Origin of the sequence: Alcanivorax sp. (assembly GCF_002733835.1) — a bacterium.
Classification (GTDB): Bacteria; Pseudomonadota; Gammaproteobacteria; order Pseudomonadales; family Alcanivoracaceae; genus Alcanivorax.
The window spans coordinates 22767-45071 of sequence record NZ_NVWY01000009.1; the positions used below are offsets into that span (position 1 = coordinate 22767).

At 61.2% G+C, this 22305-nt stretch carries 17 protein-coding genes; 7 read left to right on the forward strand and 10 right to left on the reverse strand.

The genetic code is table 11. The features are described 5' to 3' along the window. Positions 1 to 95: 95 nt before the first annotated feature. From cfa to COA55_RS06695, 3 genes are all read right to left on the reverse strand, one after another. A complete protein-coding gene (cfa, locus tag COA55_RS06685) occupies positions 96 to 1184 on the reverse strand; it encodes a cyclopropane fatty acyl phospholipid synthase (protein ID WP_290501100.1) in 1089 nt (362 codons plus the stop codon). Positions 1185 to 1428: 244 nt separating this feature from the next. Continuing rightward, a complete protein-coding gene (locus COA55_RS06690; RefSeq protein ID WP_290501101.1) occupies positions 1429 to 2475 on the reverse strand; it encodes an AraC family transcriptional regulator in 1047 nt (348 codons plus the stop codon). Beyond that, a complete protein-coding gene (locus COA55_RS06695) occupies positions 2475 to 3368 on the reverse strand; it encodes a diguanylate cyclase (RefSeq protein WP_290501144.1) in 894 nt (297 codons plus the stop codon). The genes COA55_RS06690 and COA55_RS06695 overlap by 1 nt, the downstream gene beginning before the upstream one ends. Positions 3369 to 3772: 404 nt before the next feature. Between COA55_RS06695 and COA55_RS06700 the strand changes: the two genes are divergently transcribed. From COA55_RS06700 to COA55_RS06725, 6 genes are all read left to right on the forward strand, one after another. Further along, the gene (locus COA55_RS06700) at positions 3773 to 6253 is read left to right on the forward strand and encodes a TonB-dependent receptor (protein WP_290501102.1); all 2481 of its coding nucleotides are present in this window, start codon (positions 3773 to 3775) and stop codon (positions 6251 to 6253) included. A gap of 89 nt (positions 6254 to 6342) precedes the next feature. Next, positions 6343 to 8298: a phytase gene (locus tag COA55_RS06705; protein ID WP_290501103.1), complete on the forward strand. Its 1956-nt coding sequence runs from the start codon at positions 6343 to 6345 to the stop codon at positions 8296 to 8298. Positions 8299 to 8379: 81 nt separating this feature from the next. Further along, on the forward strand, positions 8380 to 9111 hold the full coding sequence (gene tolQ, locus COA55_RS06710; protein ID WP_290501104.1) for a protein TolQ: 732 nt from the start codon (positions 8380 to 8382) through the stop codon (positions 9109 to 9111). Continuing rightward, positions 9108 to 9551, forward strand: coding sequence for a protein TolR (gene tolR, locus COA55_RS06715; RefSeq protein ID WP_290501105.1), 444 nt, complete (start codon positions 9108 to 9110; stop codon positions 9549 to 9551). Before tolQ ends, tolR begins: the two co-directional genes overlap by 4 nt. Next, positions 9548 to 10288, forward strand: coding sequence for an energy transducer TonB (locus COA55_RS06720; RefSeq protein ID WP_290501106.1), 741 nt, complete (start codon positions 9548 to 9550; stop codon positions 10286 to 10288). The genes tolR and COA55_RS06720 overlap by 4 nt, the downstream gene beginning before the upstream one ends. 88 nt (positions 10289 to 10376) lie before the next feature. Beyond that, a complete protein-coding gene (locus COA55_RS06725) occupies positions 10377 to 12338 on the forward strand; it encodes a PhoX family phosphatase (protein ID WP_290501107.1) in 1962 nt (653 codons plus the stop codon). A gap of 160 nt (positions 12339 to 12498) precedes the next feature. On the opposite strand, the gene COA55_RS06730 is transcribed toward COA55_RS06725, so the two are convergent. Further along, positions 12499 to 13509, reverse strand: coding sequence for a zinc-binding alcohol dehydrogenase family protein (locus COA55_RS06730; RefSeq protein WP_290501108.1), 1011 nt, complete (start codon positions 13507 to 13509; stop codon positions 12499 to 12501). A 151-nt stretch (positions 13510 to 13660) separates the two neighbouring features. Here COA55_RS06730 and COA55_RS06735 point away from each other — a divergent pair, with 151 nt between their 5' ends. Continuing rightward, on the forward strand, positions 13661 to 15145 hold the full coding sequence (locus tag COA55_RS06735; RefSeq protein ID WP_290501109.1) for an amidase: 1485 nt from the start codon (positions 13661 to 13663) through the stop codon (positions 15143 to 15145). Positions 15146 to 15176: 31 nt separating this feature from the next. On the opposite strand, the gene COA55_RS06740 is transcribed toward COA55_RS06735, so the two are convergent. The 6 genes from COA55_RS06740 to COA55_RS06765 form a co-directional block, all read right to left on the reverse strand. After that, complete coding sequence (locus COA55_RS06740) at positions 15177 to 16094, reverse strand: metal-dependent hydrolase (protein WP_290501110.1); 918 nt, start codon at positions 16092 to 16094, stop codon at positions 15177 to 15179. 15 nt (positions 16095 to 16109) lie between these two features. After that, on the reverse strand, positions 16110 to 17855 hold the full coding sequence (locus COA55_RS06745) for an SDR family oxidoreductase (protein ID WP_290501111.1): 1746 nt from the start codon (positions 17853 to 17855) through the stop codon (positions 16110 to 16112). Between the two features lie 243 nt (positions 17856 to 18098). After that, positions 18099 to 18464 (reverse strand): NirD/YgiW/YdeI family stress tolerance protein, encoded by a 366-nt coding sequence (locus COA55_RS06750; RefSeq protein ID WP_063521415.1) that lies wholly within the window; start codon positions 18462 to 18464, stop codon positions 18099 to 18101. A 159-nt stretch (positions 18465 to 18623) separates the two neighbouring features. Further along, positions 18624 to 19592: a pyridoxal-phosphate dependent enzyme gene (locus COA55_RS06755; protein ID WP_290501112.1), complete on the reverse strand. Its 969-nt coding sequence runs from the start codon at positions 19590 to 19592 to the stop codon at positions 18624 to 18626. Continuing rightward, positions 19592 to 20872 carry a DSD1 family PLP-dependent enzyme gene (locus COA55_RS06760; protein WP_290501113.1) on the reverse strand — a complete coding sequence of 427 codons (1281 nt, stop codon included), beginning with the start codon at positions 20870 to 20872 and terminating at the stop codon, positions 19592 to 19594. Before COA55_RS06760 ends, COA55_RS06755 begins: the two co-directional genes overlap by 1 nt. A gap of 72 nt (positions 20873 to 20944) precedes the next feature. Next, positions 20945 to 22303 carry a D-arabinono-1,4-lactone oxidase gene (locus COA55_RS06765; protein ID WP_290501114.1) on the reverse strand — a complete coding sequence of 453 codons (1359 nt, stop codon included), beginning with the start codon at positions 22301 to 22303 and terminating at the stop codon, positions 20945 to 20947. Between the last annotated feature and the right edge of the window lie 2 nt (positions 22304 to 22305).

Sequence of the window (22305 nt, forward strand, 5' to 3'; positions counted from 1 at the left end):
AAAGTTTGAAATAAGCCCACTATTCCTGCTCTTTTCCGCCTAGATCTGAACGCTTTCGCTGTGCTCCTTTGTTACCGAGTTTCACAAGCAGCCCACTAGCGGACGCCGGTATAGACCTCCTCGCGCCCGCCGGCATGGCTGAATACCCATTGCCAAAGCTGAATGTCCCGGGCCTGAAAGGCGCCGGCGCAGGCATTGAGATAATAGCGCCACATGCGCTGGAAGCGTTGGTCGTAACGATCGGATAGCTGCGACCAGTGTGCGACGAAATGGCGATCCCAGGCGCGCAGGGTGCGGGCATAGTCCGGGCCGAAATTATGCAGATCCTCACAGACAAACCAGTCCTCCGCGTTACGGGCAATCTGTGCGCAGGATGGCAGTTCACCATTGGGGAAGATGTATTTGTCGATCCAGGGATCGTGGCGGCTGGTGCTGGTATTAGTACCGATGGTATGCAGCAGCATCAACCCCCGGCGATGCAGCAGGTGGGCGCAGGTTTCCATGAAGGTGGCGTAATTGCGGCGCCCCACATGCTCGAACATGCCCACGGATACCACCCGGTCAAAACGACCTTGCAGCTTACGGTAATCCTCCAGGCGGATGTCGACGGGTAGAGACGCGCAGCGTTCCCGGGCCAGACTGGCCTGCTCCCGGGACAGGGTCACACCGCCGCCGGAGATCCTGTAGTGCCGGCAGGCATACTCCAGCAGGCCGCCCCAGCCGCAACCGATATCCAGCAGGGTCATGCCCGGTTTCAGATTGAGCTTGCGGCAGATCAGCTCCAGCTTGGCTTCCTGGGCCTGTGCCAGGGTCTCGGCGTCGCGCCAGTAACCGCAGCTGTAACTCATGGTGGGGTCGAGCATGGCCTCGAACAGGTCGTTACCCAGGTCGTAATGCTGGCGGGCTACCCGGGTGGAGCGATGCAGGCTTTGCCGGTTGAACAACCAGTGCCCCAGCCATTGCAGACCGCTCTGCAGCGGCGAATGGCTGACCCTGTTGGCGCCATGGGTCAGCAGGCGATGGAAGAATTCATCCAGCGCTTCGCAATCCCACCAAGCATCCATGTAGGACTCGCCCAGACCCAGGGAGCGTTGCAGGGCGATACGGGTCAGGGTGCGGGGGTGGTGGATCTGCATGTCCCAGGGGCGGGAACCGTTGATACGCACATCGGCGGCTTCCAGCACATCCCGGACCCGGCCGGCCGGCCGGTCAGGCCACGGTACACATGGGGGGCCGCTGATTGGTGAATTGACTGCGGACGTTGCACGCTTGCCATCGGGTGCCTCCTTGCCAGTTTGCCGGTCTATGCAGGCGACTGCATGGCTGCCCTTGGGAGTTATAGCATGGTCCCCGGTCATGAAAAGTCGATGACCGCACAACGATTCCTATCGTCAAAGGTCCGCGCCCGCCTTTCAAGTCGGGGCTGATTCAGGCCGGGTACAGGCTACCCATGGTGGCGGCCAGCGCCCGCTGGCAGGCCGCCGGAGTCAGCCCAGACCAACGCTTGAAAGAGCGGCGGAAGTTGGTGCTGTCGGTGAAGTTCAGCTGCCTCGCCACCTGTTCAGTGCTGTAGCCATGAAACTGTAACCAGTGAATGGCCTGATGCAGGCGCGCCTGATCGAGCAGTTGCTGGTAATGGCAGCCCTGGTCGCGCAAACGCCGCTTGAGGGTGGCCGGGCTGCACTGCAGCGGGTTGGCCAGCTGCTGCAAGGAAGGCGGGCTGGCCACGTTCTGCAGCAGCTGGCGATAAAGATACAACCGGAAACTGTCGCCGCCGGCCAGCGGGTCCAGCTGCGGCTGACACTGTTGTTTCGCTGCCCGCCAGGCAATGGTCGACGCGCCGGGCCAGGGGCTTTCCAGGTAGTGGCGCGGCAGGATCATGGCATCCAGCTGGCCATCAAAATAGAGGGTGTCGCCCAGGTGCACCTGGTATTGCTCCGGATAAGATGGCCGGGCATGGCGGAACTGGAAGGCCCAGGGCAGCCGCTCACCGCTGAGCCAGCGCGTTACTGACGCCAGCCCGGCCATGGCGGCCTCCACCACAAAACGATGCTCGCTGCCGTTGCCGCAACTGTCCAGCCAGTGCAGGCACAGGTGCCGGTCGGTGACCGTCAGGCGAGCGCCCAGCAGGGGAAACACCAGTTTGCTGAAACCGGTAAATACCTGCAGAGCATCGTGCAGGTTACCGGCATTGCCCAGCAGGGCACTGATGGCGCCGTAGTGCCCGGGAAACAGGCGCTGGCCATAACGGAAGCTCAGCTCCGGGTCAGGCAACAGTCGCCGGGCATTGTGGATTAGTTGCAGCCAGCCGTGCGGACTGAGCCTGGCTTCGCCGCTGAGAATTTGTTCCTGGAACAGGCCGGTGTGTCGCAACAGCCGGTTCAGGTCGATGCCTTGATCGTGGATCAGGTCAATCAATACCGCCGGCTGATGATGCGCGGGGATGAAGGCCTGATCTGCCAGATAGCCGTTCATCAGGCGACCTGGGGCTGACCCGAGCGGGATTGCAGCAGGCAACGATTGGCGCGCTCGATCAGGCTGTCCGCGCTGTCATGATGGGAGACGGCCAGGCCGGTGTGCACCGTTACCCTGTGGGTTTCGCCGCGTCGTGTCTTGAAGGCAAAGTGGTCGGCAGCCTGTTTCAGTTCCCGGCCCAGGTTCTCGGCAATCAGGCGTTCGGTGGCGGGCAGGACGACGGCAAAACGGTCGCCAGCATAGCGACACAGCAGATCCTTCTGGCGCAGGTTCAGGACCAGCAACTCGCTCAGTTCACGCAACAGCCGGTCGCCGTCGGCGCTGCCAAGCAGGCGGCGGCTGTGATCGAAGCAGTGCAGGTCAATCATGATCAGCGAAACCGGCTGTTGCGTATGCTGCAGCTCCAGCGCCAGTTGCTCGCGCAGGTAACGGGCATCGCTGAGCGGGGTCAGTGCATCGAAACTGCGGTGTTCACGGAAAATCCGTTCGCGCTTGAGCAGCTGCCGGTTGATGGCCTGCTGTTCCCGGTGCCAGTGATAGATGCCCAGTGTCAGCAGGATCATGCCCAGCGGCATGGAGCCGGATTCCACCCAGTGGTCCCAGTGCACATGGGCGGGCAGCTGAATGAACTCGTCCAGCACGTCCTGCCAGTAGGAGAAAAAGATAAACGCCAGCCCACCACTGAGCAGCCGGGTGACCCAGCCGGCGGGGCGGCTGTTGAAGATAAAGACGGTCCACATCAGCGACAGCAGGGCCGCCCCGCCTTCTCCGGCAATATCCAGCCAGGCAATGTCCGCCGCCGGTTTTAGCGCGCCGACCGCCAGGTTCAGTATCAGTATGCACAGGCCGATCGCCACGATGGCTGCGATGGACCAACGGTGCAGTGCTGTCATGTTTCCCACGAATAACCTCCATTGTTTGCGCAGGGTATATCTGGTTGTCATGTCAGGGTGATGACAGCTGCTCCAGGCGAGGGGGCGAGCCTGCTGTGAGCATCTTCCCGGCAAGAACCACCACGCGATGGCAATGATCATGGCTCAGTGGCTTTTACCCTTGAGGGGGGTCAAATCAGCTCACGGGTATGGCATTTCCGGCGTTGAAAAAACGCGGCGGCCAGCGGGTCAGGGTTTTGCAGGTTTCCATGGATTCGGGGTGGGGTGCGATAGGATCACTCGTGACTCGGGATGTCCGTAAGTTATTGATTTGAAATGGCTGCAACGGTGACGCGTCACCGAACTGACATATTTCCCGCCTACGGTGCCCGGCACACGACATCACCGTTACAGGGGGAATCTCCGTGGCTACACCCACTTTCCGATATCGCACGCTGGCGTTGGCCATCGGCCTGCTGTGCGGTTCCGTTCAGGCAGAAGAAGCGCAGACCGTACAGGGCAGCACCGAACACGTTACCGTGATTGGCCAGGCCGCCAGTCTCGACAAGTCACTGAAGGAAAAGCGCCGTTCCGACAGTATTTCCGATGTGGTCTCCGCCGATGGCGTGGCCCAGTTGCCGGATGCCAACGCCGCTGAGGCACTGCAGCGTATGCCGGGGGTGACCGTCGAGCGCGATCAGGGGGAAGGGCGTTATGTCACCGTGCGTGGCCTGGGCGCCGGTCTGAACGCGGTGTCCATCAACGGCTCCCTGCTGCCGTCTCCGGAAGGAGACACCCGCGCCGTGGCCATGGATGTGCTGCCGTCCGAACTGATCCAGTCCATGTCGGTGGTGAAGACGCTGACCCCGGACATGGATGCCAATTCCCTGGGCGGCACCATCGAAGTGCGCAGCCTGTCCGCGTTCGATCATGACGGCCCGTTCAATACTTTCTCCGCCAGTGGCAGCCATGACGACAACACCGGAGAGATCAGCCCGAAACTGTCCGGCGCCCTGTCACGAAAATTCAGCCTGGGTGACGGCACTGACAACTTTGGCGTGGCGCTGGCGGCCAGCTGGGAAGACCGGGATTTCGGTTCCGACAATGTGGAAACCGATGGCGGCTGGGACGACATCCGCGCCGGCACTCTGGAAGAAGTGCTGATGCGCAAGGCGGAGCTGAACCGCAAGCGTCAGGCGCTGGGCCTGAACTTCGACTTCAAGCCGGATGACATGACCTCCTTCTATCTGCGGACGCTTTATTCCAGCTTTGAAGACACGGAAAACGGCAACAATTCCCTGGTCGCCTTCGACCCGGTTGTCGGTGTGGGCGAAGACGGCACGGGCGAGGCGGAACTGGAATTCAAGAACCGCACCGAAACCCAGGAAATTCACTCCGTGGTACTGGGTGGCGAAAAACTGCTGGAGACCTGGACCCTCAACGGCCAGATCGGCTACAGCCATGCCTTTCAGGATACGCCCAACGAGGTGGAAGCCCTGTTCGTCGGTGGCCCTTTCAATGGCGCCTTCCACGACACCCGCAAGCCGATCCCGGCCATGGAGGCGGCGTACTACGATGCCAGCTCCTACGAAATGGACGAGTTGAAGCGCGAAGATCAACTGACTACGGATACCGAGGTCAATCTCAAGCTCGACTTCGCACGTGACTACGTTCTGTCCGGTCATCCGTCACAACTCAAGTTCGGTACCAAGCTGAGCCGCCGCGAGAAAGACAATGATGTGGAGGTGGTGGAGTTTGATACCGGGGATCTGGCCAGCACCAGCCTGGAAGATTACCAGACCGAAGTGGATTACGGCTTGGCGCCGTTCGGTCCCGGCGCCAGCAACAGTGCCATCCGGGGAGCCTTGGCAGGCCTCAACGGCGAACGCAACGAGGTCGATTCCCGCCTGGAAGATTTTGAAATGCGCGAGGACGTGAATGCGCTTTACGTGATGAACAGTATCGATATCGGCGACTGGCACCTGTTGGCCGGCTTGCGTTACGAAGGCACGTCCTTCGAGGCCGACGGGGTGCGCTACGACGATGCCAGCGGCGAGTGGAGCCCCAACCGCAGCGACAAGCAGGACGACCATGTGCTGCCTGGGCTGCATGCCAACTACCGGCTGGACAGCGACACCCTGGTGCGGGCGGCGTTCACCCAGAGTGTGGTGCGGCCTTCCTTCGAACAACTGGCGCCCTATGTCTATCTTGAAGACGATGACGGCGACCTGAAGGCGGAGTTTGGCAACCCGGAACTGGACCCGTTGAAATCCAGCAACCTGGATCTGGGCATCGAGCGCTATGTGGGCCGTGTCGGCCTGATGTCCGCCTATGTGTTCTACAAGGACATCAAGAACTACACCTATGCCACCGACCTGTCCGGTACCGGAGACTGGGCCGCCTATGACGAAGCCGTCACCTTTGCCAATGGCGACGAGGCCAGTATCTATGGTCTGGAACTGGCCTTCTCCCGCAAGTTTGGTCACTTCCTCACCGGCGCCAACCTGACCCTGAGTGACTCCGAAGCCAAGGTCGACGGCTATGACGGTGGCAACTACCTGAGCCGCGACATCGAGCTGCCATTGCACTCCGAAACGGTGGCTAATCTGACTGTCGGCTGGGAGAACGAGCGTGTCAGCCTGCGCCTGGCAGGGAACTACAAATCCGGTTACCTGGAAGAGATCAGCTCGCTGGATGAGCCGCTGAAAGATCGCTACGCCGATGACTCCCTGTATCTGGACTTCAGCGCCAGGTACTACATGACCGACCAGCTGCAAGTAAACGTCGACGCCCTCAACCTCACCGACGAGGTCTACTACGCCTACATCGGTAAAGAGCGGTTCAACGCCCAATACGAAGAGTATGGCCCGACCTTCAAGCTGGGTCTGACCTGGACCGGACTCTGATCGGATAGCGATTTTTTCAGGCACCTCTTCCCGCACACGAGAAGGGCGGGAAGGGGCGTTTTTTAAACCTTGTTTTGAGAGAGTTTTCTATGTCGATGCTCAAGCCGCATGTTTGCTGTGCCGCCTTGTTGATGCTGGCCGTGTTGCCCTTGTCGGGCTGCGGCGATAAGGCGGAAGAATCCGCCCAGAAGAAAAACCACGCGCAAAGCGATGTGCTGATCGAACCCATGGCGCTGGAGGAAAACATCACCGCGGAGGCGGCCCAGTGGTTGCCATCCCTGTCGTTCCTGCCCACCGCCGAAATGCTGGTTAGCGATGAAATGAACGGGCTGTTCCTGCTGGACGATAACGGCAAGACGCTGGCGCACCTGCCCGGCGGGTTCGGTGCGGTGGATCATCGCAGTGATGAGCAGGGGCTGCTGGTGGCGCTGGTGGATGAAAATCGCCAACAGGCCCTGCTGGCTCGCCTGAACGGCGACAACCTCAACTGGGAAAAGCGCCACCTGCCGCAGCCTGATTTCAAGATGGATGGACTTTGTCTGCACCGCGATGCCGGGAACAACGACTTCCTGTTCGTGGTGGGCGAGGAAGGCCTGGGGGAGCAATGGCTGGTGGCTGAAAACGGCCGGATTCTCAAGACACCCAGCAAGGTTCGCAACCTGAGCCTGCCGCCGCAAAGTGAATATTGTCAGGTGGATGATGGCGTTGAGCGTCTCTATGTAAACGAGGAAAACGTCGGGCTGTGGGTCTACCCGGCGCACCCGGAAGCGGACCTCAGCCGCGAACCGGTCAGTATCAAGGCGCCCTTCGGGGACATTGAGGGCGCAGCCGCCGCCATGGCGTTGTTGCCGGGCAGCGCTGTGCTGGCGCTGGATCCCAAAGCCGCGCGTCTGCATCGCTATTTGTACCGCGAGTCGGGCTGGCAGGCGCAGTCACCGCTGTCTCTGGGGGCGCTGGACGAACCGGAGCGGCTGGATGTGCGTCGCCAGGGTGACACGCTGGAATTGTTGATCCGTGACGATGCCGGTTTGTCCCGGGGCACGCTGGACTGGCAGCCGGACAGCCTGGATGCCCCCGCCGTGTTGCCGCAGTTGTCGGCCGCGGTCCAAACCGATCCGGTGCCCAGCCTGGGCGATGCCGCCGATGACCCGGCCATCTGGGTTCACCCGCAAGATCCCGGCAAGAGCCGGGTACTGGGCACCGACAAGCAGGGCGGTCTGGGCAGCTATGACCTGGCCGGCAAACAGGTGCAATACCTGCCAGTGGGCCGCATGAACAATGTGGATGTACGCAGCGGTTTTGCCCTGGGCGAGCGCACCGTGGATCTGGCAGCGGCCACGAATCGGGATCGCAATAGCATCCAGTATTTCGCCATTGATCGTGACAGCGGCGAGCTTACCGACCTGGGCGATAGCGCCACGCCGATGACGGAAATCTACGGTTTCTGCATGGCGAAGCAGGGAGAGGAAATTTATGCCATTGCCAACGACAAGGACGGCACCTTCATTCAGTACCGCCTGAGCGCCCCGCAGGGCGACATGCAGGCCGAAGAGGTACGCCGCTTCAAGGTGGACAGCCAGCCGGAAGGTTGTGTGGCTGACGATGCCGCCGGGCGCCTGTTCGTGGGCGAGGAAAATGCGGCGGTGTGGGCCCTGCCCCTGAACCCTGCCGAGGATGCCACGCTGACGGAAGTCATCTCGGTAGAAGCGCCGTTGATCGAAGCGGATATCGAAGGTATTGCGATCTGGCGTCGCGGTGAGCGGAGCTATCTGGTGATTTCCAGCCAGGGCAACAACTCCTATGTGGTCACCGACGCCACGCCGCCCTACACGGTGCAGGGCGCTTTCCGCATCGGCCTCAATGCGCAGCGCGGCATTGATGGCGCCTCGGAAACCGATGGCCTGGAAGTGAGTGCCGCCAATTTCGGTGGTGCCTATGCCGAGGGGTTGCTGGTGGTGCAGGACGGTCGCAAGCGCATGCCCGAAGGCAACCAGAACTACAAATACGTGCCGTGGGGCGCGGTGCAAGAGGCGTTGGGTCTCTAGGCGTCGGACCTCCGACGTCAGAGGTCCGATCGCTCAAGCATGACATTTTTCTGACATGGCAGTTTGATACAGGTATTCGATATGCATTCAACGATGAACGACATGACGATCTGGGGGCTGGTCAGCGACGCCAGTCTGGTGGTCCAGGCGGTCATGCTGGTGCTGGTGCTGGCGTCGGTGGGCAGCTGGTGTGTGATTGTGCTGCGCCATCTGGCCATGCGCCGCGGGGAAAAGCACCAGAAACAGTTCCTGGCCACGTTCCGTGGTGAAGACAATCTGGACTCCCTGGCGCAACTGCCCGTGCCCGGCCATCGCCAGGCCGCCCTGCAAACCCTGTTCAATGCCGGTTATGCCGAATACCAGTTGTTGTACGGCGACTGGGACGCCAGCCCGGCCTCGGTGCAGGAAGGGGTGGAGCGGGTCATGCAGGGGGTGATCTCGGAACAGGAAGCAGATCTGGAAGCGGGGCTTTCCTTCCTCGCCACGGTGGGGTCGGTGAGCCCCTATATCGGTTTGTTCGGCACCGTCTGGGGGATCATGAATTCCTTTATCGGTTTGTCCCAGGTGCAGCAGGCCACCCTGTCCACGGTGGCCCCGGGCATCGCTGAGGCCCTGATCGCCACCGCCATCGGCCTGTTCGCGGCCATTCCTGCGGTAATTGCCTACAACCGCCTGTCCGCTCGCGGCCAGCGGTTGATCGCTGGCAGCTACGCTTTCGGTACGGAACTGCAGCAACGCCTGCACCGGCTTCTGTACGGCAAGCGTAACGGCAGGCCACAGGAAGAGGGAGCGGGGCAGAGGAAAGCGTCATGAAGCCCCCAGCTCACAAGCACCCGCAAAAGGCCGAAATGAATGTGGTGCCCTACATCGACGTGATGCTGGTGTTGCTGGTGATCTTCATGGTCACCGCGCCCATGCTCACCCAGGGCGTGACGATCGAACTGCCCAAGGTGGAAGCCGAGGCGCTGCCCCAGGACAACGAGCAGAAAATTCTAACCCTGTCGGTCAAGAACGATGGCAGCTTTTACTGGAATCTGGGCGACGACCTGGATATCCGTGGCGAGACCGGCAACGCCGCTGACGTGGATGCCATGGTCGACCAGGTCGGTGCCATCGTGGCAGGCGAAGAGCGCGTGCAGGTGTATATCCGTGCCGATGAAGATGCGATGTACAGCATGGTGGTGGCGGGAATGGCGGCCCTGCAAAAGGCGGGGGTGACCCAGCTCGGGCTGATTACCGAGGCGCCACAATGACCGCTGCTGTTTATCATTTGCCGGATGATGTGTCGGTGCAGCGCCGTCAGCGCTGGCTGGCGGTGGGCCTCAGTGTCCTGCTGCACGGTTTGCTGGCGCTGTTTCTGCTGGGCAACCGGATGTCGACACCGCCGCCACCCCCGCAGATCCAGACCCTGGAAACCCGGCTGATCACCCTGCCGCCGCCGCCCGAGAAGGTGCCGCCGGCGCCTGCACCGGAACCGGTGGTGGAAAAACCGAAACCGAAGCCCGAACCAAAACCCGAGCCGAAACCGAAAAAGGCGGATGTGGCCTGGGAGCGGCCTGAGCCGGAACCAAAGCCTGAACCGGACCCTGAGCCCGAACCGGAACCGGTGTCGGAGCTGGAAACACCGGCACGGCCACAACAAGAAGTGGCGGAGACAGCGGCGGCGGAACCCGCGCCCCCGGCCTTTGTGCCGGAGCAGGTGGCGGCCAGTGATCTGCAGAGCAGCTACCGGCCATTAAGCAAGGCGCCACCGGATTATCCACGCCGGGCCCTGATGCGCGATGTAGAAGGCGATTGCACCGTGACTTACACAGTCAACAAGGCGGGCAAGGTGGAAGAGCTGGCGGTGGTGAAAGGGGACTGCCACCCCTTGTTCGAGAGATCCTCTCTTGCGGCGGCACGGCAGTTTCGTTACAGCCCGCACAAGATTGATGGCAAGGCGGTGGCAGTAACCGGCGTGCGTAACACCTTTCACTACAAGCTGCGCTGATCGCGCACCCTGCCACGCAGCAGGCTTCACGCAACAGGGCAAACGATGAGCAGCCGAAAAGCGTGCGGTATTTACATCAGGAATAACCATGAAAACACTGCGTCAACAACACGATGATTTTCACGAAGCACTGGAAGCCCAGGGTGATATGTCGGTGAACCCGTCCGCCAATCCGTCGCTGAATGACGTGATTCGTCTGCGCCGGCGAGGCTTTCTGAAAGGCACGCTGGGGTTGGCCGCCACCGGCTTCCTGGGTGGGGCTCTGACAGCCTGTTCGTCCGACACCGGCAAGACCGCACCGGGCTTCAAGGGGATCCCCATCCAGACGGCCACGGATTTCGACACCGTGCGGGTGCCGCCGGGCTATACCGCCAGGCCGTTTTTCTCCTGGGGGGATGCGGTGCTGGCGCAGGCACCGGCCTGGCGGGCGGATGCCGGGAATGACTGGCGCGAGCAGCTTATGCAGGCTGGCCAGAACAACGATGGCATGCATTTCTTTCCGTTCCCGGGCAACCCTAACCGTCACGGCCTGCTGGTGGTCAACCACGAGTATGTGAACCCCACCCTGCACCGGGACGGCTTCGAGGACGTCGATGGTAAACGGCCCCTGGCCCAGGTGCGCAAGGAACAGGCCGCCCATGGCGTCAGTGTGATCGAGATCCAGAAGGATGAGGCCGGACAGTGGCAGCGGGTGATGCCGTCGCGCTGGAATCGACGCATTTCCGGCCTCACCGAGATGGAAATCCGCGGCCCGCTGGCCGGTCATGGGCTGATGAAAACCGTGGCCGACCCGGATGGCAAGACCGTGATCGGCACCCTCAACAACTGTTCCATGGGCGTTACACCCTGGGGCACCTATCTGGCCTGCGAAGAAAACTGGCATGACTATTTCGTCAACCGGGATAGCGAGGATCAACGGGTGTCCCACCGCCGTTACGGTATTGGCGAGGGCGAACGGGCGGATAAATATGCCTGGAATACGGCGGAGCCGCGCTTCGATGCCACCTTTGATGAAACGCAAGCGTTCGGCGGTTATCTGCAAGAGCCCCATCGCTATGGCTGGGTGGTGGAAATCGACCCTTTCGACCCGGAATCCAACCCGATCAAGCGCACCGCCTTTGGCCGTTTCTGCCGCGAATGCTGCACCGCCTCACTGGGTGAGGATGGCCGCCTGGCGTTTTACTCCGGCGATGATTCCCGTGGCGAATACCTGTACAAGTTTGTGCCGGAAGGTCGCTATATCGAGGGCGACCGGGAGCACAACCGTCACCTGCTCGACAGTGGCACCCTCTATGTGGCGCGTTTCGATGGCGATGGCAGCGGTGTTTGGCTGCCACTGGTGCACGGTGAAAACGGGCTGACAGACGCTAACGGCTTTGCCGATCAGGGTGAGGTACTGGTCAATGCCCGTGCCGCCGCCGACCGGCTGGGAGCGACGACTATGGACCGCCCGGAGTGGGTGGCCGTGGACCCGAACAGTCGTGAGGTCTATGCCACTCTTACCAATAACTACAAGCGTGGCCACGCCCATCCCATTAATGCCGCCAATCCTCGCCACGACAATCATCATGGCCAGATCATTCGCTGGCGCGAACAAAACGCGGACCCCACCGCCACCCGGTTCACCTGGGATCTGTTTCTGCTCGCCGGCGAAGCGCAGGACAGCAGGGATGAAAACGGTAAGCTATTTCCCGATCATCTGACCGGCACTATCAATGGCGATCTCTTTTCCTCGCCGGACGGGCTGGCCTTTGACGCAAGCGGGCGGCTGTGGATCGAAACCGACTACGACGACCGGGATCCGTTGATGAAAAACATGGGCTGCAACCAGCTACTCTGTGCCGACCCGCAAAGCCGGCAAGTACGCCGTTTTCTGGTAGGGCCCCGTGGTTGCGAAATCACCGGCATCACCTTCACTCCGGACCAGCGCACCCTGTGGGTCAACATCCAGCACCCAAAAATCAGCTACCCGGCCAGCGACGGCACTACTCGCCCGCGCTCCACCACGGTGGTGATTAGCAAGGGTGATGGGGGAGTGGTGGGGACATGAATTAATAATGAATCATGAATAATTAATAGTTCGCGAGATCGGTTTTGGGTATTTCAAACGCAAGAGGCCGCGCCCATCCTCCGGGCGCGGCCTCTTGCGTGTAACGACATCGCGTGACGCATAATCGCGTAGTTATTCATTATTAACTATCAATTGCCTTTCACCCCCACCCCGCCAACACCAACTTGCCAATCGTTTGCCCGCTCTCCAGCCGCCGGTGGGCTTCTTTCAGGTTGGCGGCATTGATGGTGCCGAGCCCCTCACTGACGGTGCTCTGGATTTTGCCTTGATCCACCAGTGCGCTGAGTTGGGTGAGGATGTTGCCCTGGCGTTGCATGTCCGTGGCGAACATGGCGCGGGTGAACATGAATTCCCAGCTGAAACGGGCGCTTTTGGCTTTCAGGGGATTCAGGTCCAGGGGCGCGCGGGCATCGACAATGGCGCAGATGCCGCCGAACGGGGCCACGGCCTGGCAGGCCGTGGCCCAATAGTCGTCCAGATTCTGGGTGATGAAGATGCCATCAATCTGCGGGCAACCAATGGCTTCCAGCTGTGGTAGCAATGGCTTGCGGTAGTCCACCATGTGATGGGCGCCGAGGCTTTGGCACCAGTTGGCAGAGGTTTCCCGGCCTGCGGTGGCAATGACCTTGAGGCCAAAGTGGTGGGCGGCCAGCTGAATGGCGATGGAGCCCACGCCGCCGGCACCACCGATCACCAGCAAATTTTTCCCTTCACATTCACCGGGCTGAAAGCCGAGTTGATCTTCCAGAGCCTCCCATGCAGTGAGCGCTGTGAGTGGTAATGCGGCGGCCTCCTGCATGCCCAGACTGTCCGGTTTTTTTGCCACCAGGCGTTCGTCAACGCATTGATGCTGAGCGTTGCTGCCCTGGCGTTGCACGGCGCCGGCGTACCAGACCCGATCGCCAGCCTGGAAGTTTTCCACTTCCGCGCCCACCGCTTCCACCACACCGGCGGCATCAAACCCCAGCACCCGGTAACCGGGTTGTTCCAGGGGGCGCTGGCGCAGTTTGGTGTCAATCGGATTGACGGAGACGGCCTGCACGGCCACCAGCAGATCCCGCGGGCCGGGTGCGGGCAGGTCCAGCTGGATGTCCTCCAGGGCGTGAACATCCTCGATGGCTCTGGGCTGGTTGAATCCAATGGCTTTCATGCAGGCTCCCTCACAGTTCGACAACGTATTCCCACAAGTGCTGGTTGCCACGATTTGGCACACTTGGCTGGGCAGACTATGCCACAGTATGGCTTTATCGTCTGGCGGCAGATCATCGCCAGCGCTTCGGGACAGCAAAAGGGAGAGCACAATGAAGTTTGAAGAATACCGCCGGTTTGATGCCATTGGGCTTGCCGATTTGGTGACACGGGGGGAGGTCACGGCGGCGGAATTACTGGAGCTGGCGATTGCCCGTGCCGAGGCGGTGAATCCGCAATTGAATGGTTTGATCATCCCGTTGTACGACATGGCCCGAAAACAGGCCACGGGGCCCTTGAGCGGACCGCTGGCGGGTGTGCCCATGCTGGTAAAGGATCTGTTCCAGGAAATCGGCGGTGCGCCCAGCTATCAGGGTAATAAGGCGCGCAAGGCCAGCGATGTCCATGCACAACGAGATTCCACTCTGGTGGCGCGCTGGAAGCAGGGCGGGCTGGTCCCGTTTGGTCGTACCAATACCCCGGAGTTTGGCGCCAAGGGCATTACCGAGCCGGATTCGTTCGGGCCGGCACGCAACCCCTGGAACCCGGACCATACTCCCGGTGGCTCTTCCGGTGGCTCGGCAGCCATGGTCGCTGCGGGCGTGGTCCCGGTGGCCGGCGCCAACGATGGCGGCGGCAGCATTCGGATTCCGGCTGCCTGCTGTGGCCTGTTCGGTCTCAAGCCGGGCCGTGGGCGCACCCCCTGGGGGCCGGAATTCACGGAGGCCATGCACGGGATCGCCGTTAACCACGTACTCACCCGTAGCGTCCGCGACAGCGCGCTGCTGCTGGATATTGCCCAGGGCGACGAGCGCGGCAGCCTGTTTCAGATTGCCCCGCCAAAGCAGGCTTACGCCCTGTCTGCGGCCAGCCGCCCAGGCAAATTACGCATCGGCTTTTCCACCCGCTCGCCGCTGGGTACCGATGTGGATCCGGAAGCGATCCGGGCGGTGGAGAAAACCGTGGCGTTGTTGCGGGACCTGGGCCACGAAGTGATTGATGCCGAGCCGCAGATGGACGCCAAACAGATGTGCATGGACTGGCTGTCGGTCTGGTTTGGTCAGTGTGCTGCCGAAGTGGATGAGGTGAAGGCTATTACCGGTTGCGGTGATGAAGGCTTCGAGTTGGATACCCTGGCCATTGCGGCTTTTGGTCGCGCCACCCCGGCCCATGAATACGTGAAGTGCCAGACCCGCTGGCAACAGTACATGATCGCCATGGATGCCTTCCTGGAGCAGTACGATTTCTGGCTCACCCCCACCCTGGCCATGCCCCCTGCAGCTATTGGTGCCATGGCGACGCCGCCGTGGCAGCAGACCGCGTTGAAGATGTTGCTCAAGGTGGGCGGGGAAAAACTGTTGATGAAAACCGGCATGATCGAGCAGATGGCCATGGAGAATTTCAAATACATGCCCTTTACCCAGTTCGCCAACGTGACCGGGGTGCCGGCCATGTCTGTGCCCTTGCACTGGTGCCAGAACGGTTTGCCGCTGGGCTCCCAGTTTGTCGGTGGCCACGGCGATGAAGGCAAGCTGCTGGCGCTGGCCGCGCAGCTGGAAGCCGCGGCGCCCTGGTTTGATAAAACGCCGGACGCATGAGGCCAGACGCCCGACGTTTGGAGGGGCGGTTTTAGACGTTCATGGCCGCCTGGGCCGCTGGCGATCGTGCCAGATAGTCCAGGGCTTGCTGGGTGTCGCCTTCATGGATCGGATGAAAGCGTGGGGAGACCCAACGCAACGTGGCCTTGAGCAAAAAACCAAAGGTGGGAACGTTCCGGGTCTGCTCGCCGACTTGTTGCAGCTGGATCAGCACCTGCGGAATCAGTTTGCGGCCTATCTTACGTGCGGCCTTGTCGGAATCCTGCCGGGCCAGGCTGCGCCCGCCTTCGGCAATGAAGTAAATGAACAGCGGGAAAACAATGGCCATCAGAGCCTGGCGGCTGACATAAAACCCAAGCTGGGTCTTGCACAGATGCTCGAACAGATCGTAGGCCACGGTGCGGTGTTCCACTTCTTCGGCCAGGTGCCATTTGAACAGATCCACCATGGTGGGGTCGCCGTTCTGCTCCCAGCTTTCGTTGTCCATGGCCCACTGCCCCAACACACCGGTGAAATGTTCGATGGCGGCGATGATGCCGACACGCATCACCAGCCAGTGTTTTTTGAACGGTTTGCGCTGCATCAGGGTGAGCCCGAACGGCGCATCGGCCAGCGCGGTGCCAAACAACCATTCCACTCGTTTCAGGAACGGCTCTACGCTGAGGCCGTGACGTTCCAGATACAGTTGTGCCTTGCTGTGGGCGCGAGAGTGCACCGCTTCCTGTCGGATGAAGCCCTGCACGTCGGCCAGAAGCTGTTCATCCTGGATCAGCGGCAGGGCCTGGTTGTATACCCGACAGAACCACAGCTCGCCTTCCGGCAGCAACAGGTGAATACCGTTGATGATGTGAGTCGCAAAAGGATCATCGCGCAGCCAGTGCAACGGTGTCTGGTCAAAATCGAACTGTACCCGGCGCGCTTTCAGTTGGTGTCGAACAGTGGCATTCATGGTGTCCGGTCTCCGTCAGGGGGTCAGGTCAATGCGTGCAACGCGGCGTGACAGTGAAGGGGCGAAGCGGCTGAGCAAGCGTGTGCTCCAGGCTTCCGCCCCGACCAGTGACAGGGCCGGGTTGTTGAGTACTGCCTTGAGGATGGCGTCGGCCACATCGTCCGGTGAAAAATTACGACGTTTGTAGAGCGCATCGGCCTTGGCGCGTTTCTCGGCTTGTTCTTCTTCGCTGGCGCCGGCATAGACGGTGGCGTTGGCAATGCCGGTGGCAACAAAGCCAGGGCAGATGGCGGTGACGCCGATATCGTGCTCGGCCAATTCAGCACGCAGGCACTCGCTCAGCATGTGCACCGCTGCCTTGCTGGTGGAGTAGGCGGCCAGTTTGCGATTGGGGGCAAAGGCGGCGGCGGAGGCCACGTTAATAATGTGGCCGTGGCGATGGCCGTCGATCATCTGCTGGGCGAACAGACGCGAGCCGTGAATCACGCCCCACAGGTTCACTTTCAGCAGGCGATCCCATTCCTTGACGCTGGTATCCAACACTCCGCCAGCCATACCGATGCCGGCGTTGTTGATCACAATGTCGGCGCCACCCAGTTCCTTGGCGACCCAGTTGGCCAGGCGTTGCATGGCCTGGGCCGAGCCCACGTCGACTTTGCGAGACCAGGCAACGGCACCCAATTCCCGAGCCTTGGCTGCGGTGCCTTCGGCGCTGTCTTCATCAATGTCCACACAGACCAGGTCCGCGCCTTGCGCAGCGAAGCGCAGGGCGGTGGCGCGGCCGATACCGGAACCGGCGCCGGTGACGACCGCCGTTTTTCCATTCAGGGGGAGTGCGCTGCGGGCCGGGCGTACGCGGGCATGCTGCAGGGCGCCGCTCATGGTGCCTTTCTCTACGCCGCTGACGAATTCGTGAATCCAGTCGGCAATGCGTTCCGGGTGGCTGAGGGGGACCCAGTGGTTGGCGTTGATGTCGCGGCGGTAGAGTTCTTCTACCCAGAGATGCAGGTCTTCAAATAGCTGGGTGCCCACATAATTGTCGCGGGTGGGCACGATCAATTGGACCGGGCAATTGGCGTAGCGCTTTTCCGGGTTGATCAGCTTGTTACGAAAATTGGCCCGGTAGAGCTGCACGCCGAATTTGCCGTCTTTGCCCTGGGTGGGGTTGGCGTCGGGTTCGGCGACATTTTCCCGGTGCTTCAGATATTGCGGCCAGAGTTTGTCGAGGCCGCCCTGCCAGGCGCTGGGGGCGAGCACGGGAAGATGAAAGAAACCGATATACCAGGAGCTGAGTACCTGCTTGAAGACTTTCGCCTTGGCGGAGGCGGACAGGTTCAGGGTGCGTTCGCGCATCCAGTGGCCCATGTGGTCCAGGCAGGGGCCGGAAATCGTGGTGTAGGACAGAATGCGCGATTTCAGCGGCTCGCTGGTGACCGATTCCCAGCTTTGAATGGAGCCCCAGTCGTGGCCCACCAGATGAAATCCCCGGCCGGGGATCAGGGTATCCACCACCGCGAGCAGGTCGGCGGACAGCAGCTTCATGCGGTAGTCCGCTTGCGCTCGGGGTGCCTGGGAGGCGCCGGCGCCCCGCACATCATAGAGGATTACAAAGTAGTGTTTGGCCAGCTGCTGCGCCACCGGTTGCCACACGCTGTGGTTGTCCGGGTAGCCGTGCACCAGCACCACGGGCGTCTTTTTGGGGTCGCCGAGGGTGTAGGCCTGGAGTGAAATGCCCTGGCTGTTGACGGTGGTGGGGGTCATGTTGGCTCCTGAAAACATGGCGACGCGATATCTGGACAACGTCAAGATAATCGAATGTATCAGTGCTCAATGTAACGGTCAATGTGCTCGTTGTGGCAGCAAATACCGGGCAGTCAGTCTCACCGGCCAAGGGTCTCTGACGATGAGGTGGGAAGGGAAAGGGGGCGGTGGGGAATAAGGGGGGAGCGAGAAACGGCGGCCCGAAGGCCGCCGTCAACAAGGTCGGAGCAGGGGATCAGTGTATCAGTTGCTGATCGTCGCGCTCGGGCTGTTGGTGCTTGTGCCTTTCACTGAGTGCACCTTCTTCACATCCACCACGCTGCGGCCGTCGTCGTGATCCACTTCACCGGTAAAGGAAAGTTGGGTGCCGGCTTTCAGCGGGCGGTCAGCGGTCAGGTCATCATCGAGCTCGACTTCGAATTGGCCTTTGCGATCACGAAGCAAATAACGCTCATCGCCCAGCGCTTGAACCACTTCACCGTCCATGCGTACTTCAGTGCCTTCCTTGATGCCCTGATTAATGGCGGCGCTGTCGGTGGTGATGGTGTCGCCGGCGGTCACGGTGGCGGTGGCGCCCAGCAGTACAGATGCAAGAATCAATTTTTTCATGAGTCATCCTCCTTGGTTGATGTCTCAGGGGATTAGTGGGGCGATGGGGGCAGGTCGTTCCTGATGTTTGTAAAAGCTCGGTTAAAGCCTCTGCATAACGCTGCGTTTTGCGAGCTGGCTCACAGGTTTGGAAGAAGAGACGGGCATCGGTGGCCTGGGCTACTGGGGGTGGCTATTGAAGGTGTGCCAGAACAGGCAGGGTTGCACCGCGGTGTTTGCAAGGGCGAGAAACGCCGCGAAGGCTTTGCCGGTATAGGTATTTTCCAGGGTGAGGCCACTGTGGGCGGCGGCATTCACGGCCTGGATGCTGGCGGCGGTGGGGTGGCCGTAACCCGTACCCAGGTAGTTGTCATGCCATTGCAGAAAACTGCTATCGAATTGTTCCCGGGGCAGCCCCAGCTGTTGCCAGCATTGCCGGGCCATGCGAATGACCAGCCGGGCATTGCATACCGAGAACGGGCCGAGGTGGTCCTGGGCTACCTGCACGGCATGGATGCGGGCATTCAATCCGCTGAGCTGGTTGCCCACCAGCAACCCGGCCACGGTAGCGCCGGAACCGGCAGCGACCACAATGTCGGAGGGCGCCGGGCAGAGGCTGTCGTTGATTTGCTGTTCGAGTTCCAGCATGGCGTTGGCATAGCCAAGGGAGGCCAACGGGTTGGAGCAGCCGGCATACAGAAAGTAGTGGTCGCGGCGAAGTCGTCCCGGGTGCAGGTACCAGCCCAGTGCGGCCCGCAGCAGGCTGTTGCGATCGTGCAGCTGGGCGCCGGCCTGTTGCATGCGCTGGCGGTTCTGGTGAACCACGGGAGCATCCGGCTGCGGGAAGGTGAAAATCTCACAGCCCAGTTGTTCCTGCTCACAGAGTAAGGCGGTGGCCAGCCCGGCGTTGGTGCCGGTGGCTCCCAGGGTGACGACGCGCTTTATAGGCCGTTGGCGAATCTCGCCCAGTACCCACTCCAGTTTACGCAGTTTGTTGCCGCCGTACGGGTGGGCGCTGATGTCATCGCGTTTCACCCAGCAGAGCGACCCCAGTGCTGGCAGCGGTTCCACCGGGGTGGGCAGGTCGCACAGGGCAACGGGGGCAAGGCTGGCGAGGTGCGCAAACCGGCTGAGCAACGGCCAGGTCATCAGGCGCCGTTGCCCTGGGGAAGAGGGGGCCACCAGTCGGCAAGGGCACCATTATCCCACACCGCCAGGTCACCAAACTGCAGCAGCACGAATTCGCTTTGCGTGGGCCGAAAGAACAGTTGGTCGTCTATCTGCAGGGCGGTGTCCGGGCTGCCGTTGTACATCATCTGGTTGGTGCTCACACCGTACACCGGGTTGGCCTGGATTCCCGGCGGGGAAACCGGCTCGGCCTTCCAGTAGCCGCCGTAAATAAAATAGGTGCGCCGACGGTTGGCATCCCAGCCTTGCCAGAGTTCACCCAGCGGTAGTGGCCCAGGCAGGGTGAGGCCGTCCAGTTGTTTGATCACCGGGGCGGCGATAAAGGCGGCGGGCTGGAAGTCTTTCAATAGTGGCAGGTCGAAATCGCTGGCCTTGACCAGGCAGGAGCCGGCACTGAGTTCGTTGACCACGGTGGTGTTGTCGTAGAGTGCCACCGTGGGGCTGCCGGCGCCGTTAAAGCACAATGTCTGTTGCTGGTAGGCGGGGTTCAGCTGATACAGCCTGTCGATATAGCGTTGGTAGAGGGCTTCGGTTTCCCGGTGGCCCTCTTCGGCGCTCTGGATAAAGGCGGGCAATTTCCCCACGTGGGCATCGTAGCCCATGAAGCCGCTGAAACGCAGTTGCTCAGGATGGGCCTCGATCAGCGAGATCATGGCGTCCAGTTGTTGCGGGTCGTTGAGGCCTCCCCGGTGCAGGCCCACGTCAATTTCGATATTGATATTGAGTCGTCTGCCGTGTTCGCGGGCCAGTGCCAGGTACTGCTCAAGGCGGGCTGAAGAATCAATCAACCACTGCAATTGCTGGTCTGGATCGAAGGGGTGGGTCTCGCCCAGCTCGGTGTAGAAACGACGGGCGGCCTGGATGGGCATGGGTTTGCCCAGCAGCATATCTGCGCCGGGCTCGGCATCGGCCAGGGCATTCATGAAGGGTTGATGGAAAACCATCACTCGCTGGCTGCCGGTGTGGGTCATGACTTCCTGAATCAGCGGCACGCTGGGCAGGGATTTCGCCACGATGCGCAATTGGCAATGGCTGGGCAGCAGGCCGACCAGTGTCTGGCAGTTGGCTATCAGCCGCTGACGGTCAATGAGCATCAGCGGGCGGCCGGGGCCCTGTTGTTTCAGGGTATCGTTCAGCGACTGGAAGTAGGCATTATGGGCCGCCCCACGATTGTCCGGCCGCAGCCACCAGCCACCCGCAGCAAGCGCGACTGCGCCAAAAAGAAAATGACGTCGTTTCATAAGCGATAACCGATCAAGAGTGCGTAGGCCGCAAGGGCCAGCTAAGCCTTTGCGACATGGCCGATTTCTACCCTATAAAAACAGGCGCTGCAGATGCGGGTTCAACATCCGCCCCTGTGGGTCCAGTTCTTTGCGCACGGCCTGGAAACGGTCAAAGGCCGGATACAGTTCGGCCAGTTCCTTGCGTCCCAGGTTATGAATCTTGCCCCAGTGAGGGCGACCGGCGTAGCGACGCAGAATGGGTTCTACCACGTCGAAAAGCGGCTGGTAGTCCTGTTCAAAGTATTGGTGTATCGACAGGCTGGCGCCGGGCTGCTGATGGAACATGGACAGCAGGTTGTCGTCGGCGGCGACGTAACGGAATTCAATGGGGAAGAACACGTTGATGTCATGCTCGCGAATGGCGGCGCAGACTTCTTCCAGGCAAGCGATGCCTTGTTCCGCCGGTACCGTGTATTCCATTTCGTTGAAACGCACGGTGCGGTGATTGGCAAAGACTTTGTTGGCCGGGCCCACATAACGGCTGTCTTCCACAAACAGGGTGGACAGCTTCTGCAGGGTGGGGGTGAGCCAGCCGGCCTGCATGGCCAGTTTGGAGACCATTTCCAGCAGCTCGTTGTCGTCGGCACGGGTGAGGCTGTCCTGGGGATCCGTGGTGATCTCCATGGTCTTGACGATGGCCTGATCGCCCAGCGGGAAGGCGAAGAATTCGATGTGGCGGAAATTGTTTTTTTCCTTCTCCACAAAATCCATGGCCTCACGAAGCGGCAAGGTCCAGGTGTGTTCTTCCAGCCGGAAGGCCGGTTCGTGGCGAAAACCGATTTCGGTGACCACACCCAGGGCGCCCACGTTACAGCAGGCAGCGAGAAAGGTGTCGCCATCGGTGGCGGTTAATTCCAGCGCTTCGCCGTCGGGGGTGATCAGGCGCAAGGAATCCACTTGCCCGGACAGGCTTTGCAGGCCCAGCCCGGTGCCGTGGGTGCTGGTGGCAATGGCTCCGGCCAGGGATTGCAGGTTGATGTCCGGTTCATTGGTAAAACTGTAGCCCTGTTCGTAGGCCATGGCACTGGCCATGGCCAGCCGGGTGCCGCCACCGTAACGGAATACGTTGCCGTCAGTGCCACGCAGTCCGGCCATGGGCTCCAGGGAGATCAGGGTGTCGTCGGTGGGCACGATGCCACTGAAAGAGTGGCTGCCGCCGAAAGCCCGCAGGATGCCGGTGCTGTTGCGCATGGTGTTGCGCACCACGTTTTCATCGGTGGCGTACACCAGTTGTCGAGGGCTGGCGCTCTGGTTACCGGACCAGTTTTGCCAGGCGGGCGCGTTGCCGGTGCTGGCGAGCAGTTGGCCGGGGCCCATTGAGCCCAGGGCGCCGGTGGCGGCCAGGGATTTCAGGAAAGCACGGCGATTCAGTGACGAAAAAGCGGACATGG